We start from the raw sequence: 15,269 nt of genomic DNA, 5'->3' as shown, positions 1-15,269 counted from the left end.
GGAAGATAAACATGTTTGAAACTTTATCCATGATCGGCCTAGGCTATATCGGCCTGCCTACTGCAACATTATTTGCCTCTCGCCGCAAAAAGGTGGTTGGTGTTGATGTCAACCCTCATGCGGTAGATACGATCAACCAAGGCCGAATCCATATTGTTGAGCCTGAGCTGGATATGCTTGTGCAGGCAGCGGTACATGGCGGCTATTTACACGCCACGCTGACTCCCGAGCCAGCTGACGCATTTCTGATTGCCGTTCCAACCCCTTTCCTGGAAGGCAATAAACCTGACCTGAGCTACATCGCCGACGCAGCCAAAGCTATTGCCCCCGTGCTGGCCAAAGGAAATCTGGTTATTCTGGAGTCGACTTCTCCTGTCGGTACGACTGAACAACTGGCTCAATGGTTGGCAGAGGCCCGTCCTGACCTGAGTTTTCCTCAGCAAGCAGGGGAGGAGGCTGATATTCAGGTGGCCTATTGCCCGGAGCGTGTTTTGCCTGGTCGCGTAGTCCATGAGCTGGTTAGCAACGACCGCGTGATTGGTGGCATGACCCAAAAAGCGACCGAGATGGCGATTGAGCTGTACCGGATTTTTGTGGAAGGTGCTTTGGTGCCAACCAATGCTCGCACTGCTGAAATGTGCAAACTGACAGAGAATAGCTTCCGTGATGTCAACATTGCGTTTGCCAACGAGCTATCCCTGATTTGTGACCGCTTGAATATTAATGTGTGGGAACTGATTAGCCTGGCCAACCGTCACCCACGCGTTAATATTTTGCAGCCTGGTGCCGGGGTGGGTGGCCACTGCATCGCTGTGGACCCCTGGTTCATTGTTGACACGACTCCAGAGGAAGCGCGCATCATTCGGATGGCGCGTGAAGTCAATGATTACAAGCCGGAATGGGTCGTTGAAAAAGTGAAAGCTGCAATGGCTGGGGTCTTGGCTGTACGTTCCGACGCTCGTATGGCTGATGTTAAGGTGGCTTGCCTTGGTTTGGCTTTCAAGCCTGATATCGATGACTTGCGAGAAAGTCCTGCTGCGTTGATTGCGCGGCAATTAAGCAATTTGGGGTGCCAGATTTTGGCTGTAGAGCCTAATGTGGATGCCTTGCCAGGCAAGCTGGCCGCGGACAATGTGTCTTTGGTGTCGTTAGACTTTGCTCTGGATAATGCAGACGTAGTTTGCGTTCTGGTTAAGCATCAGCCTTTCATTGCTGCGGCTGAGAAGATTGCCAAGCATCCAGTAAAAATTGATGTCGTGGGAATGATTTCCTAAGAATATCTAGAAATAGATGGAAGACATTGATCTTAATTCATTGCTGACTAATGAAACTGGAAGTGGAAGTTTAAAATCATGGCGCAAACCGGCGTAAAAAAAGCTGCAGATGCTTTTCGGAATGGGGACTATTCAACTGCTATTGCTCTTTATAGAGAGTTGAGTGCAAAGTTGGGTTCCGAGTTTTTTAAAGTTAATGTGGATCTGTGCTATGAAAGACTGCATGGATCAGATAAGGCTGCGGGGGCAGCCTTGTTAAGTCAAACTGGAAAGCGTGCATTCTTGCAAAATAAGGGAAAACTGAACGGTAAGTTGAGGGCAGTATCTATCTTGGATGAGATTTCAGAGGAATGCTGGCGGCATGAAATGAAATGTTATCCAATTAATAGGAATAACTATAAAAAGCAGGTTGTGGAGTCTTCATCAGATTTTTGCTTTCTGGAGAGTTGCTGGAAGGGGAATAAAGGGACATGGGAGTATGCTTTTACCTCTCCTGGTCTTAAGCATGCGAATGCACAGGCATTGTTGGATTTAATTGATAATGTGAAAAATAAAATGCCTTTGGTTTTCTGGAATAAAGAAGACCCTATGCATTATGATCGGTACCTACCGATTGCAAAGTCTGCGGACATTATCTTTACTACCGACTCCAATAAGGTCAAGGACTATATCCGTGATGTGCCGGGTGCAGAGGTCTATGCGGTTCCATTTGCTGCACAAGAGAAAATATGCAATCCGTCTGATCGATTTCGACTACCTTCTGAGTCAGTGTGTTTTGCCGGCTCGTATTACGGTGTGGGGCACGATGAACGTAAGCGACAAATGGATGCGTTGCTTCCCTCAATTATTGACTTTAATGGTGCGATTTACGATCGCATGTCAAAAATTGAAGGTGATCGTTATAAGTTCCCTCCTCAATATCAGTCTTTCATCAGGGATGCTGTACCGTTTACGGAAATCGTGAAATTGTATAAAAAGTTCAAAGTATTTTTGAACGTCAATACGATTATTGATTCCCCAACAATGATGTCTAGACGCGTGTATGAGCTATTGGCATGTGGCACCCCAGTTGTGTCAACTCCATCAAAAGCGATTGATGCGCAGTTCTCTGGAATCGTTCATGTCGCTAACGACTCCAAGGAAGCAAATGTCATTATTGATAAATTGTTGTCTGATGAGTTTTATTGGGAAAAGTCTTCACATTTGGGATATCGTGAAGTAATGACCAAACATACTTATAGTCATAGAGCTCGATCAATAGAAATGGCTTTAGGGTATGAGGTGCATGATATTAAGCCTCTGGTAAGTATCATTACATGTACTAGGCGGCCGAATATGATAGATCGGATCGTTGAGAATATAAGTCGACAAAACTACACGAACTGCGAATTGATATTGGTTATCCAAGGGTTTACGGCTGCTCAGAAATATGAGTTGACTAATAAATTGCAAACCAGAAAATCGAATGTCAGGAGGATTGAGATTATTGAAAATAACTCAGAGGATACTTTGGGTGAACGTTTCAATAAGGCTTCTGAGCTTGTTCGTGGCGAGTATATTGCAAAGATGGATGATGATGATTTCTACTTTGCTAACTATCTTTCGGATATGTTGATTCCATTCAGCTTTGGAAATTATGGCTTGGTTGGAAAGAGTGAGATATATATGTATCTTTCCGGGGCTAATAAACTTATTAGGCGATTCCCGGGCATGAAGCATCGGAATGTCGATTTTGTTGCTGGCGCTACCTTCATTTTTAAAACTGATGTATTTAAAAAGTATAAATTTAAATCGCTAAATCGTGGTGAGGATAGTGATCTGATCGATCGTCTTAAGAAAGATGGTATTCAGATTTACGCATCAGATCCGTTTAATTTTATTGTATGGAGAGGGGAGACAGCAGGCCATACTTGGAATGTAACGGATGAGTATTTCTTGACAGGTAATCAGACGCAAGTTGTGGCTAATTATCTGGATACCAGTTTTTGTGATTTTTGATTCAGGTTTGAATAATGGCATATATAACATTCTCATATGACGATGGGCTGAAGAATAACTATCATCTGGCTTTGCCTCTGCATGAGAAATATAATATTCCTGCTAGTTTGGCGATTATCGCTCATCGAGCAGTAAATCCGGAGTTTTGGGATAAATATATGTCTCCCAGAGAGATTGTGGATGCAGACGCTAGAGGTCATGAAATAGTCTCTCATGGGGTTTACCATCAAACAAAATATACTGAGCTCACACATGATGAGCTTGAGTATGAGCTGTCACATAGTAAAAAAATATTGAATGGATTTGTTAGTAAAGAAATAGAAGCAATTAATATTCCATTTGCAAAATACAATGATGAAGTTCTTGATTTGGCAAAAAAGTACTACAAGCAAGTTAGGCTGGCTGATGAAAAGCTTAACTTGATTGGAGAGGCTGATGGCTTAATCTATGCAAACGCGCTGAATAGCAAATCTAGTATTGAGCGAGTTAAAAAGTTGGTAGATAAGGCAATTTTGGAAAATAAATGGCTTGTTTTGATGTTTCATGGCATCAATGATAATGATGATTCCGGTGGCCTATATTCTAATAGTAAAGAATTTCTTGACCAGTCTTTGAGTTACGTGAAGGAGTATGTTCGAGAAGGAAGCCTGACTCCTGTGCTCTTTCGTGACATGCTTGAGCATGATTCCATTGAGGATAAAAAAAAAGAGAATGAGCAGGAAGGTATGGTTTTGGCAGAAGGTGAAGGTTACTTAATTACTTATCATCCGGCTGCTGTTGAATCCAAGAAGATGCTTATTACTTTTGGAGGATTGCCTTCCAGTAAAACACGCACCGGATTTGGCAGCGACTACGCAATCAAGAAAGGTTATCACCATATTTTCGTTGCTCAAGCAGCAGGAAGTCAGTATCAGGGTTTGAGCCTCGAGCAGTTTCGTGATGCTGTCTTACCTCTCTGTGCCGAGAGGGACGTATATACGTACGGATCAAGTTTGGGAGGATATTGTGCTCTGTATTATGCAGGCATTATTAATGCTCAAGCGATTGCGGCTGCCCCAAAAAATTCAGCTCATCCTATGCTGAAGCATAATCTTAAGTATCCCATGGAGTTCAAGCACTTAGAGCTCGTTGATGCTCCAAAGTCGAAAAGAAATCCTATTATTATCTATGACCCGCATCAAAGGGAAGATGCTCGATATATAGAGCGCCTGGTTTTGCCAGCCTATAAAGATGCTAATTTGGTAAAAGTTCCTTTTAGTGGTCATCTCGTTTTACAAGTTTTAAGTGAGCATAAAGTTCTGAAATCCTTTATTGAGGGGGTTATGGAGCGTAATGAAATCATAGATATAAACTATGATTTTAATGGATGCTCGGTTTGGAATTATGAGAAAGGGCGTGTTCTTGCTAGGGATGGAGATCCGGAGTCAGCCATGTCTTTTTTGGAAAATTCCTTGAAAATAAGATATTCGAAAGAAGCAGATAAGCTCTTGAAAAAAATATGTCAAGATAGCAGTTCGAATAATATTGGTTGATGCGCAAGGTTTTTATGAATTCTAAATTGAAAATACCAAATTTTTCTAGCTTTGATGAATTGTTAGCATCAAATATTGGATGCTTTGAAGAGTTTTTCTTTTTTAATAATAGCGATCACTCAAAGATTTTGGTTTTTTTTAATGGTGCAGTCAGCCTGGATCAAAGAAAAAATGGATATGCATTTCAACGATGGACATGGGCTAGCAAATTTCGTCATCCGGTATTAATTATTTCTGATCCGGCAACATATGGAGATGCAGGATTAGCGCTGGGTTGGTATGTAGGCAGGAAGGATGAGTGTTATCTTCAGAAGAGCCTAAACGGGGTAATGAGTTCCGTCCAAAAAAGATTCCAGAATGCTAAGGTTATTTCTTTTGGGTCTTCTGCTGGTGGTTTTGCTGCTTTGTCAGGATTGCATATGGGCTTTTTTCAAAAGGCTATTGTGGTGAATCCTCAAACTGATATTAAAAAATATCAACCAAAAAGTTCTGTTGCGAAATTTGTAAGTAGTTATGGTGGGGAGGGCTATGTTTTCGACAAAACTGATGAGCCTCGAGTATCTTTGTTGGCTATGAATTCTAAAAATATGAGTCCTGATGCAGAGGTTGTCTATATTCAAAATAGATCTGACAACCTTCATTATGAAAACCATATGAAACCCTATTTTGAACATTTAAAAGCCAGTGAGGTTCAAATTACGTTAAAGGAGTTCATATTTGATGATAAGGAACTGGGCCATAATCCACCCTCTCTGGATCAACTTGTGAATATATCGGGTGAGGAGCTGTCTGGTCTCTTGGTGTGATCTTTTGTATGGCTTTTCTTTTTTATATTTGAAATTGTAGTTTTTTTAGGATTAGCCATGCATGTGCTTTTGACAGTTTTTTTTAACTCTCCGATTGGAGGGTTGCAGGAGAATATATACTCCACTGCGGTTTACTTGAAGGCAAAAAATAATGAAGTAACCGTTGCATGTAAAGAGGGGGTATTTGCTGACAGGCTGCGGGCTATTGGTGTGGCTGTTGTGGTTACTGACTATGCTTTGTTTTCTTACTATAGCGTTCTTGAAAAAATTAAAGAAATAAATAGCAGAAAAAAAATAAATTTGGTGCATTGTCATCCGTTCTCCTCAAGGCGTTTAGGGGTGATCGTATCTCGAGTTCTGGGTGTTCCTTGTGTTGTGACGATGCATGGAAAATACACTGATGAGATCAGGAAGAATATTTCTTTTTTTGATGCTGTTTTTACTGTTTCAGAGGGTATCCGACGTTATCTTGTGAAAGAGGCGGAAATCCCAGAAGAACATATTCATGTTGTCCCTAATGCTGTTGATGTAAGTGTTTTTGATTGTGACTCTTCTCGAAAGTATCAATCGGAAGATTTGGTTTTTTCGTTGGTTACTAGATTGGATTCGGATAAGAAATTTATTCTTGATATTTTTTATAAGATTGTTTCTTATGTGTCAAAAAAATATTCAAAAAAAATAATATGGAATATTGTTGGAGATGGAAAATTAAAGGCTGAGTTTTTGGAAACAGTGAAAATATTGGCAAAAGGTAATAGTGTTGTCTATAAGGGTTGGTTGGAGGGGAGGAATCTTAGCGAAGAGTACAGTCGAAGTAGTGTTGTGATTGGTCCTGGTCGTTGCGCATTAGAGGCTATGAGTTGTGGAACTCCCACTATTGCGTTGGGAAGTGCTTCCTATAGTGGCTTAGTGGGTCCTGATACCTGGCAAAAGGCGGTGTATAGTAATTTTGGTGGTGTTGGAGTAGAACAGGAAGACGATATTGATAAGAGGATTGAAGCGGATTTAGATATTTTAATGTCCGGATCTGCATGCAGACGGAAGCTGGGATTGTTTTCTAAAAAAATCATAGAGAGTTTTTTTAGAGATGATATGGTGCAAGAGCGTCTGTATCGATTTTATGAAATTAATAGCTGCGAAATAAAAGAAAAAAAGAAAGAAGAAGAAAGCGATTTCATGGAGTTGAAATTAAGGCCTTTAACGGTTCATCGAGTTAATGGGGGGGTGAGGATTCGGCACAACATTGATGATGATGAGTTGCGATATGGATGGGTGGTGGAACGGAATGGTGACGCTCTGATTAAGGTCCCCTATGGTAGTAATAAGGAGCTCAGCTTTAATTGTGATGAGCAAGGCGAGTATAAGGTTCGTTGCTCGGTAAGAAACTCATTGGGTAAAAGCGTTGTGTTTGTTGGCTTGGAGTTTGTTGTATGAGGTATAGAAATTTTTTTTGAATCGGTTTTATTTGGCTGCGTGAGTGTTTGATGTTGAATGGGCGTTATGCACTGTTGACAGTTGACACAGAGGCTTTAGCCGGTCGAGCTACGAGTAGCTATGTTGACCGCCTGGTTTGGGGAAGGCATGAGGCTGGGACTGCTGGTATTCGTGAAATATGTGAGCTGAGCGCGGAATGTAATGCTCCTCACGTTTTTTTTGCGGATATGTGTGGATGCTATACGGAGTTGGAGCATATGAAAAAAGCCATCCGGTGGCTGAGTGCTCACGGCCATGATGTGCAGTTACATACCCATCCTGAAGCATTGCCTAAAGTGTTTTGGCAACAACAAGGGTTACCAGCTATTCCGCGATTTATGAACCAGTATCGGGATGTGGCGCGAACTCGTTTTGTTGTGCAGCACTTTGCTAAGTTGCTGACAGAGCAAACGGGTAGGCCAGTCCTCGCCCACCGTGCAGGCTCCTTTCGCTGGAATGCCCTGACCATACGTGCCTTGCAAGAACTCAATATCCCGCTGTCCTTCAACCAATCCATGCGTGCCCTGGAAAGCGGTAGAGGCGTACACGGTGAGCCCGACTGCCTTCCTTACTCCTGGTCCAACGGCGTCATCGAAGTCCCCGTTACCGAACGCTGGGTACCCGGAGTACCCGGCTTCCGCCCGGATCGTTGGGTCAGCCTGACTTACCCCGAGTCTCCTTACTTCAAATTCGGCTCACGCCCCATCCCTGCTTGGAAACATCCTTTTGCACCTAAGCCCGCACCAGTCACGGTGGTGCTCTTACACTCATGGTCTTTGCTTGAGCGCGATGAAGCAGGGCACGCGGTATATCGAGATGATCGATTGCTGGAGGGTTACCGCAAATTTCTGCGTCGCCTTGTCAAGGATTGTGAGGTCATCACGACCGCCGAATTCTTGGAGCTGCATGCGCAGGGTAAAATCGACATTTCACGAACAGTTAATTTAGAGCATGTAGAAGCACAGGTATGAGGGATCGCTACGCAATGATTACGGTGGATACGGAGGCGCTGCCCAAGCGCGCGTCTGCGGACCACGTCAATCGTCTGATCTGGGGGCGATTTCCGAAGGGTACAGCTGGGGTGGCCGAGATGTGCCGCATCGGTGATGAGTTCGGTGCCAAGCATGTGTTTTTTACAGACTTGTGTGGTGCCTACTCTTACCTGGACGAGCTTAAGGAAGTCGTGCGCTGGCTGGATGAGCAGGGGCAGGATGTACAGTTGCATACGCACCCTGAATACTTGCCGGACAGCTTCTGGGAAGAGCATGGCTTGTCCAATCGTCCACAGTATATGAATCAGTACACGGACCAGGCTCGGGCCGAGTTTGTTTTTCGGCACTTTGCAGATTTGTTGACAGAGCAAACGGGAAAGCCGGTCTTGGCGCATCGTGCAGGTTCATTCCGCTGGAATGCCGATACGATCCGGGCATTGAAAGAAGTGGGTATTCCGCTGTCTTTTAATAACTCGGTATGTGCTGTGCACAATGGTCAATGCATATATAGCGAGGCCACCAATGACCCTTATGTTTGGTCCAATGGTGTCCTTGAGGTCCCCATGACCGAGAAGCGGATTCTGGGCAAGTTAGGTAAGCCAGATTGGTGGGTTCGGCTGACTTACCCAGAGTCCCGCTACTTCCGTTTCCGGCCATGGTGGGGAAATTTGTTGCTAAATGCTGTTAGCGGTAGCCCGTCTTTTGCCGTGTTCTTGCTGCATTCCTGGTCTCTTTTGTATTGGGATGAGAACGGTTTGGGTGAGTACCGGGACGATAGTCGCCTGGAAGGGTATCGCAAGATGTTGTCGCGCCTGACCAAGGATTACGATGTGATCACGACAGCAGAGTTTCTGGATTTGCATGCTCGAGGCAAGATATCCACGCCGCAGTCCGTGGATTTATCGTTAGCGCAGTACACGCCTCCACCGAAAAAAAACAAGAAGGCGAAGGCAAAGGTTTAAGGCGATGGCGCTGAAATTTTTACAAAGGCTGCTGGGAGAACCCTGGCTAGCCTTTAATCGGTTTTTGACTGTGCGAATGTTGCGTCGCAAGACGCAGCAGCGTGGGTCGGTGCAAACCCCTTATGAGCCGATACCAGGCCGCATGCTGTATGTGGCGGCCAGTGCCTTGCCTTATCACATAAGCGGCTATACCACTCGTACACATGCTATCGCTCAGGCTTTGCAGGAAGCAGGCGGCGATGTGTGTGTCTTGACTCGCCCTGGTTACCCGTGGGATCGCAAAGATAGATTGGCTGATGCGTCGGTGCAGACAACGGTGGTGGATCAAGTGCAGTACGTTCATGTGCAACGTCCGGCCAATAATCGCCCTGTCATGCAGTTCGCCATAGAAGCCGCCACCTCCATCGCCCAGGAAGCCATCAAGCAACGCGTCGCTGTCATCCATGCCGCTTCCAATCACGTCAATGCCTTGCCTGCCTTGATCGCTGCACGTCAGTTAGGCATTCCGTTCCAATATGAAATGCGCGGGCTGTGGGAGTTGAGCCGAGCCTCCCGCATGCCGGAGTTCCGTGATTCCCAAGGTTTCAAGCAGGGTTTGGAGCTGGAAGGTCTGGTTGCCAGCCAGGCAGACCGTTTGTTTGTGATTTCCGAGCAGTTGGGCCAATACGCTCGCCAGCATTGGAATGTGGATCCCGCACGCATGGGACTGATGCCCAATTGTGTCGACCCCTCGCGCTTTGTTCCTGGCGCTGCCCAGGATGTGCAGCCCAATACGATTGTCTACGCTGGCTCCCTGATTGTTTATGAAGGGCTGGATGTTCTGATCGACGCCGTGGCGGATCTGGCAGGCCGTGGCAAGGATTTGACCCTGACCATTATTGGGGATGGGGAGGCGCGCGCTCAGTTGCAGGCTCAGGTGCAAAGTCTGGGTATGGAAAAGCACGTGCTGTTTGCCGGTCGAGTCTCGCCTGAAGAGGCTCGCAGCTTGCAGGCTAAAGCCGCGCTGGTGTGTATTCCTCGTCGCCCCTTTGAAGTGTGCCGCATTGTGCCGCCCATCAAGCTGGTCGAGGCGATGGCGATGGGCAAGCCTGTTCTGGTGCCGGATTTGCCCGTGTTTCAGGATGAAGTTGGTCCATGTCGCTCGGTGCGCTTTTTTAAAGCGGGTGATGTGCAGGATCTGGCCCGAGTGCTGGAGGAGACTTTTCAGGCAGGCCCGGACGTCTTGGCGCAGGATGGCGCTTTGGCGCGTGAAGAAGCCACACAGCGTCGCAGCTGGGCTGATTTTGTGGTGCATGCTTTGCCGGCCGGGGCTAACTCATGATCGGTCGTGCAATCCGGGCTTTGGGGGCGCGCATCTATACGCACCCAACCGTCAGCGAAGACGGCAAGCCTGCAGGGCAGTTTGGGCAATTGAAAGTGGCTTTGGTCTCGGACTACTTCACGGCAGATTGCCTGTCGGCCGAGTGCTCTATCCGTATTCTTAGCCCACGTAACTACGAGGAGGTCATCTCCTCCTGGAAGCCCGATCTGCTCTTTGTGGAGTCCGTGTTTCATGGCTTGGGAGGCGCGTGGCGTTACGAGCTGGCCAAGCAGTCACGCCTGATCCGTTTGCGTACTCCTCGCACGATTTACAAGCTTGTGCAGTTTGCTAAAGATCAGGGCGTGCCCACGGTGTTCTGGAACAAGGACGACGGGGCGTATTTCGAGCACTTCATTGATGTGGCCAAGGCCTTTGATTATGTCTTCACTACGGACAGCGATTGTTTGCCGCGCTACCGTGCTCGCTTGAACCCTGATGTCCCCGTGAACACCCTGAGCATGCCGTATCAGCCTGCGTTTCATAATTTCACGGGCTTTGAGTTCACGCGCATGGAAGGTTGTTTTACCGGCAGTTATTACCGCCGTATCTTGAGTGAGCGTCGCCGTTTTCTGGACATGATTTTCGGGGCCTGTGAGGATGCGCAGATGCAGCTGAATGCCTACGACAGAAATCACGACAGATTGTCCCGGCATATCGAGTTCCGCTTTCCGCGCTCGACTCATGTGCAGGTGCACGGCCAGGTGCCGCATCGCGAGACAGGGCGTATCTACAAAGAGCATGTGATGTGCCTGAACGTGAACTCGGTCACGGACTCGGACACCATGTGCTCGCGCCGCTTGCTGGAAATTCTGGCCAGTGGGGGCATTGCGGTGACCAATCCTGGCCGTGCGGTGGATCGCTATTTCCGTGACTTCTGCCACGTGGTGCATTCCCGTGAGCAGGCCAGTGAATTGTTTGCCCGTCTGCGCCAAGGCCCCACCAAGCAGGACTGTGAGCGTGCGGCGGCGGGGGCAGCTTATGTGCGCCAGTTCCACACCTGGGAGCATCGCCTCCAGGAGTTGGCTGATGTGGTCGGCTTCTAGGGTGCGCTTTTTTCCATGATTGTGAGTATTTTTGCGTACCTGATTCAGGCGCTGTTCTTGCTGGTTGTTGGGGCCTTTGCCCTGTACGTGGTCCTGGAGCTGCGGGTACTGCTGATCTCGCGCCGGGTGGAACGTCGCAAGCTAAGCGAACTGGTGCAGACGTCTGCCTCCTTGCAGCAGGACTGGTATCCCAAGGTCAGCGTTTTATTGCCGATTTATAACGAGGCCGCCGTTGTTGAGCGTTTGATTGATGCGGCTTGCCGCCTGGATTATCCGGTGTCCGCGCTGGAAATTCTGGTGCTGGATGACTCTACCGACAGGACGGCCAAGCTGGCCCAGAACAAGGTGGATCAGCGTGCTCGACAAGGTGTGCCAATCCGCCGCATTACGCGTGAAGACCGCTCCGGCTACAAGGCCGGGAATCTGGTGCACGGTATTCAGCATTCCCAGGGCGAGTTTTTTGCGATTTTCGATGCGGACTTTTTGCCGCCAGCTGACTTCTTGAAGAAAACCATTCCGCCTTTCAGGGACGAGAAACTGGGTTTTTTGCAGACTGGTATTGGCTATGAAAACCGCGATCATTCTTTCTTGACTCGCTTTCAGGCCATGGAAATGGGCCACCAGCAGTATGTGACGGTGGGGCTGAGTGAAGATGGGGACATGGCCTCTTTAAGTGGCAGCTCCTGTGTCTGGCGACGCGCTTGCGTGGAAGCCTTGGGCGGTTGGAATGCCTCCACCATTACCGAGGACGTGGACCTGGGTTATCGAGCCCAGTTTGGTGACTGGAAGTATGCCTATTTGCGCGACGTGGTGTCCATGTCCACCTTGCCCGAGAACATCAGCGCCTTCCGTGTACAGCGGGAGCGTTGGGGGCGGGGGCTGATTCACAGTGCCTTCAAACATCTGGGGCAGATGTGGCAGCAGGACATGCCCCTGATGAAGCGTATGCATGCGTTTTCCATGATGTTTTCATCGGTCATGCTGGCATCGATTTATGCCTTGATCTTGCTAAGCCTGCCGCTGAATTATTTGTTGAATTTTGATCATGTAGTCTTGCAGTGGGGCGCGCCGCTGTTCTTCTTGCTGGTCGCTGTCTGGGCTTTGAATAATGCCTTTGGGGCTCGCAAAGGGGCGCGTTTTGATGACAGGCCGGGCGTGTTGGGCACTTTGTGGCACACCTATTTGTATGTCGCCATGTTCCCGCCCATGGCTTGGTATTATTTTGTCGGTGGAGTACGCGCCGCTTTCAGGGTCTACGGGGAATTTAACCGCACCCCCAAAGGCGAAGGCGAGAAGGCCGCTAGACAGCCCCGCATCAACCTGTATTTGCTGATTGGTGAAGTGTTCACCTTCCTGTATTCGGCATTGGCCCTGTATGTGGCCATACACATGGGCAATTACTTGTTGATTCCCTTGAATGCGACGGTTTGCGTAGGCTTTGGCATGGTTTTGTACTGGTCCTTTCAAGAAAGGAGAGCGCGTGGGCGTAGCTGAACCAGCAAGGCAGGAACGGATTCTGATTACTGGTGCCACCAGTGCCATTGGTGGCGAGCTGGCGCTTTACTACGCCAAGCCCGGTACAGAGCTGACTTTGCATGGTCGCAATGCCGCGATTCTGGAGCCTTTGGCCGAGCGCTGCCGGCAGGCGGGTGCGCAGGTACAGACGCATCAGCTGGATTTGCGTGATCTGGATGCCTTGCATGATTGGTTGTCGCAATGCGCTGCGTTTGATCTTGTCATCGTGAATGCTGGCATGAATATCCATGTAGGTCCCAACGGCGAGCCGGAGGCCTGGGAAGATACCGAACTGTTGCTGGATATCAATGTGAAGGCCTCGCTGCGCGTCGTGCAATCTGTGCTGCCAGCCATGCGAGCGAGAGGGCGCGGTCAGATTGCCCTGATGAGCTCCTTGGCCGCTTACTTTGGGTTGCCCACCACTCCGTCCTATAGCGCCAGCAAGGCGGCTGTCAAAGCTTATGGTGAAGGCTTGCGCGGCTGGTTGGCCCCGGAGGGGATCAAGGTCAATGTGGTGATGCCAGGCTACGTTAGCTCGCCCATGTGCGATGCCATGCCGGGCCCTAAACCGTTTCTCTGGACCCCGCAAAAAGCCGCCAAGCGTATTGCTCGTGGTCTGAAAGCCAATAAAGCGCGCATCAGCTTTCCTTTCCCTTTGAACCTGGGTTGCTGGTTTCTGGCTGTACTGCCCGCCCGCTTGTCCGTCTTTATTCTGAGCAAGATCGGTTATGACGCTTGAGCCCGGATTCTGGAGTGCAATCCTGGCGGCCTTGTTGGGACTGGCCCTGACAGTTGGGCTGGAGCGTTTCTTGCAAACGGCAGCCAGCTTGCGTCGTCCTGCGGCGGCCTGGGCTTTGCATGTTGGCCTGTATGGCTTGGCGTATGTCGTGCTGGTTTTCGTGTTGGGGCGGCCTATCTTTGCCACGGCCTTGCTGTGCGCGTTTTTCCTGCTGCTGGTCGTGGTCAGCAACGCCAAGTTCAAGGCTTTGCGTGAAGCCTTTGTGTTCCAGGACTACGAGTATTTTACGGATGCGATCCGTCACCCTCGGCTCTATATTCCTTTTCTGGGGTGGGGGAAGTTCTTTCTGGCAGCAGCGGGCTTTATTGCTGCTTTGACGATTGGTTTATGGCTGGAAGCAGTGCCCGCCTTGCGGGCTGCCTGGACAGCGCAATGGGGAGCCTTGGCTCTGCTTGCTGTGCTGAGTCTTGGCTTGCTGCTTTGGGGTAATAGCGCGCGTTTGATGGTGCAGATTGCACCGGAGCAGGATGTGCAGGCCCTGGGGCTGTTAGCCAGTTTCTGGCGTTATTGGCAGCAAGGGCGGGAGCGCCCAAGCTTGTCTTCTCCTTTTGCAGGTGCTGCCTCAACGCCCGCGTCTGTTTTGGCCGGCGCGGATTCCTCAGCCGATCTGCCTCATCTGGTTTCAGTACAAAGCGAGTCTTTCTTTGATGCTCGGCGGATATCTGATGGGATTCGGCCAGAGATTCTGGCGGAGTTTGATCGCTTCAAATCCGAAGCGGTGGCCAGTGGATATTTGCAGGTTCCCGCCTGGGGGGCCAACACGGTGCGCTCGGAGTTTTCCTTCTTGAGCGGTATTGAAAACAGTGCTCTGGGTGTGCACCGCTTCAACCCCTATCGCGCCGTATGTGCGGGATGGTCGGTGGCGACGTTGGCTTCCTGGTTGAAGCAGCAGGGCTACCGGACAATTTGTATTCACCCTTACCCCGCCAGCTTTTACCAGCGTAATCGAGTATTTCCGCTATTTGGTTTTGACGAGTTTCTGGACATCAAGGCTTTTGCCGATGTGGAGCGTACCGGCCCTTATATTGGCGATCTGGCGGTGGCGGATAAAGTCGCCAGTGTGCTGGAGCAGGCCACAGGGCCGGTATTCATACATGTGATCACGATGGAGAATCACGGGCCTTTGCATCTGGAAAAAGTCGCTGCGGGTGATATCGATGCCTTGTACCATCAACCACCTCCGCAAGGTTGTGAGGACCTGACGATTTACTTGCGCCATATCCGCAATGCAGATGCCATGCTGACACGTTTGCGCGGAGCCTTGAGTGCATCGGATAGGCCCGCCAGCCTGTGCTGGTATGGCGACCACGTCCCCATCATGCCCTCGGTCTACGCAGCTCTGGGGACTCCGTGTGGAGATGTGGATTACTTTATCTGGAACTCCACGCAGGGTCAGACAAGAACGCCGCATCGGGATGCGGCGATTCATGATCTGGCGCGAGAGTGGATGTGCTTTAGTGGAGTATCTTTGGGCTGATGCGGTGAAAAATTGCGTCGTGAGTTTGAACGGCGTCA

Annotated in this window: 12 protein-coding genes; all 12 read left to right on the top strand. The window is 48.9% G+C overall.

The genetic code is table 11. From position 1 onward, the window contains the following. Positions 1-11: 11 nt before the first annotated feature. The 12 genes from wecC to DUD43_RS17280 all read left to right on the top strand — a co-directional run bounded on the left by wecC (position 12) and on the right by DUD43_RS17280 (position 15,231). Positions 12-1,274 carry a UDP-N-acetyl-D-mannosamine dehydrogenase gene (gene wecC / locus DUD43_RS17335; protein WP_153231259.1) on the top strand — a complete coding sequence of 421 codons (1,263 nt, stop codon included), beginning with the start codon at positions 12-14 and terminating at the stop codon, positions 1,272-1,274. 78 nt (positions 1,275-1,352) lie between these two features. Next, positions 1,353-3,272, top strand: coding sequence for a glycosyltransferase family protein (locus tag DUD43_RS17330; protein WP_153231258.1), 1,920 nt, complete (start codon positions 1,353-1,355; stop codon positions 3,270-3,272). 14 nt (positions 3,273-3,286) lie between these two features. Further along, positions 3,287-4,804 carry a polysaccharide deacetylase family protein gene (locus tag DUD43_RS17325; protein ID WP_153231257.1) on the top strand — a complete coding sequence of 506 codons (1,518 nt, stop codon included), beginning with the start codon at positions 3,287-3,289 and terminating at the stop codon, positions 4,802-4,804. Positions 4,805-4,818: 14 nt separating this feature from the next. After that, complete coding sequence (locus DUD43_RS17320) at positions 4,819-5,610, top strand: hypothetical protein (RefSeq protein ID WP_153231256.1); 792 nt, start codon at positions 4,819-4,821, stop codon at positions 5,608-5,610. 57 nt (positions 5,611-5,667) lie between these two features. After that, positions 5,668-7,044 carry a glycosyltransferase gene (locus tag DUD43_RS17315; RefSeq protein WP_153231255.1) on the top strand — a complete coding sequence of 459 codons (1,377 nt, stop codon included), beginning with the start codon at positions 5,668-5,670 and terminating at the stop codon, positions 7,042-7,044. 257 nt (positions 7,045-7,301) lie between these two features. Beyond that, positions 7,302-8,054 (top strand): polysaccharide deacetylase, encoded by a 753-nt coding sequence (locus tag DUD43_RS17310; RefSeq protein WP_228125837.1) that lies wholly within the window; start codon positions 7,302-7,304, stop codon positions 8,052-8,054. Next, positions 8,051-9,037 carry a polysaccharide deacetylase gene (locus tag DUD43_RS17305; RefSeq protein ID WP_153231253.1) on the top strand — a complete coding sequence of 329 codons (987 nt, stop codon included), beginning with the start codon at positions 8,051-8,053 and terminating at the stop codon, positions 9,035-9,037. Before DUD43_RS17310 ends, DUD43_RS17305 begins: the two co-directional genes overlap by 4 nt. A gap of 76 nt (positions 9,038-9,113) precedes the next feature. Beyond that, a complete protein-coding gene (locus DUD43_RS17300) occupies positions 9,114-10,358 on the top strand; it encodes a glycosyltransferase (RefSeq protein ID WP_228125836.1) in 1,245 nt (414 codons plus the stop codon). Continuing rightward, positions 10,355-11,440 carry a CgeB family protein gene (locus DUD43_RS17295; protein ID WP_153231251.1) on the top strand — a complete coding sequence of 362 codons (1,086 nt, stop codon included), beginning with the start codon at positions 10,355-10,357 and terminating at the stop codon, positions 11,438-11,440. Before DUD43_RS17300 ends, DUD43_RS17295 begins: the two co-directional genes overlap by 4 nt. Before the next feature lie 15 nt (positions 11,441-11,455). Next, on the top strand, positions 11,456-12,934 hold the full coding sequence (locus DUD43_RS17290; protein WP_153231250.1) for a glycosyltransferase: 1,479 nt from the start codon (positions 11,456-11,458) through the stop codon (positions 12,932-12,934). Continuing rightward, on the top strand, positions 12,921-13,694 hold the full coding sequence (locus DUD43_RS17285; RefSeq protein WP_153231249.1) for an SDR family NAD(P)-dependent oxidoreductase: 774 nt from the start codon (positions 12,921-12,923) through the stop codon (positions 13,692-13,694). The genes DUD43_RS17290 and DUD43_RS17285 overlap by 14 nt, the downstream gene beginning before the upstream one ends. Next, positions 13,684-15,231 (top strand): LTA synthase family protein, encoded by a 1,548-nt coding sequence (locus DUD43_RS17280; protein WP_153231248.1) that lies wholly within the window; start codon positions 13,684-13,686, stop codon positions 15,229-15,231. The genes DUD43_RS17285 and DUD43_RS17280 overlap by 11 nt, the downstream gene beginning before the upstream one ends. Positions 15,232-15,269 lie beyond the last annotated feature (38 nt).

The organism is Alcaligenes faecalis (genome assembly GCF_009497775.1).
Taxonomy (GTDB): domain Bacteria; phylum Pseudomonadota; class Gammaproteobacteria; order Burkholderiales; family Burkholderiaceae_B; genus Alcaligenes; species Alcaligenes faecalis_D.
This window is presented reverse-complemented; position numbering and strand designations above follow the sequence as displayed.

What these genes read in the sequence shown, in the direction of transcription:
- DUD43_RS17305 (WP_153231253.1), top strand. Translation starts at nt 8,051, where the DNA reads ATGAGGGATCGCTACGCAATGATTACGGTGGATACGGAGGCGCTGCCC.
- DUD43_RS17320 (WP_153231256.1), top strand. Translation starts at nt 4,819, where the DNA reads ATGAATTCTAAATTGAAAATACCAAATTTTTCTAGCTTTGATGAATTG.
- DUD43_RS17315 (WP_153231255.1), top strand. Translation starts at nt 5,668, where the DNA reads ATGCATGTGCTTTTGACAGTTTTTTTTAACTCTCCGATTGGAGGGTTG.
- DUD43_RS17310 (WP_228125837.1), top strand. Translation starts at nt 7,302, where the DNA reads ATGAAAAAAGCCATCCGGTGGCTGAGTGCTCACGGCCATGATGTGCAG.
- DUD43_RS17295 (WP_153231251.1), top strand. Translation starts at nt 10,355, where the DNA reads ATGATCGGTCGTGCAATCCGGGCTTTGGGGGCGCGCATCTATACGCAC.
- DUD43_RS17300 (WP_228125836.1), top strand. Translation starts at nt 9,114, where the DNA reads ATGTTGCGTCGCAAGACGCAGCAGCGTGGGTCGGTGCAAACCCCTTAT.
- DUD43_RS17330 (WP_153231258.1), top strand. Translation starts at nt 1,353, where the DNA reads ATGGCGCAAACCGGCGTAAAAAAAGCTGCAGATGCTTTTCGGAATGGG.
- DUD43_RS17280 (WP_153231248.1), top strand. Translation starts at nt 13,684, where the DNA reads ATGACGCTTGAGCCCGGATTCTGGAGTGCAATCCTGGCGGCCTTGTTG.
- DUD43_RS17290 (WP_153231250.1), top strand. Translation starts at nt 11,456, where the DNA reads ATGATTGTGAGTATTTTTGCGTACCTGATTCAGGCGCTGTTCTTGCTG.
- wecC (WP_153231259.1), top strand. Translation starts at nt 12, where the DNA reads ATGTTTGAAACTTTATCCATGATCGGCCTAGGCTATATCGGCCTGCCT.
- DUD43_RS17325 (WP_153231257.1), top strand. Translation starts at nt 3,287, where the DNA reads ATGGCATATATAACATTCTCATATGACGATGGGCTGAAGAATAACTAT.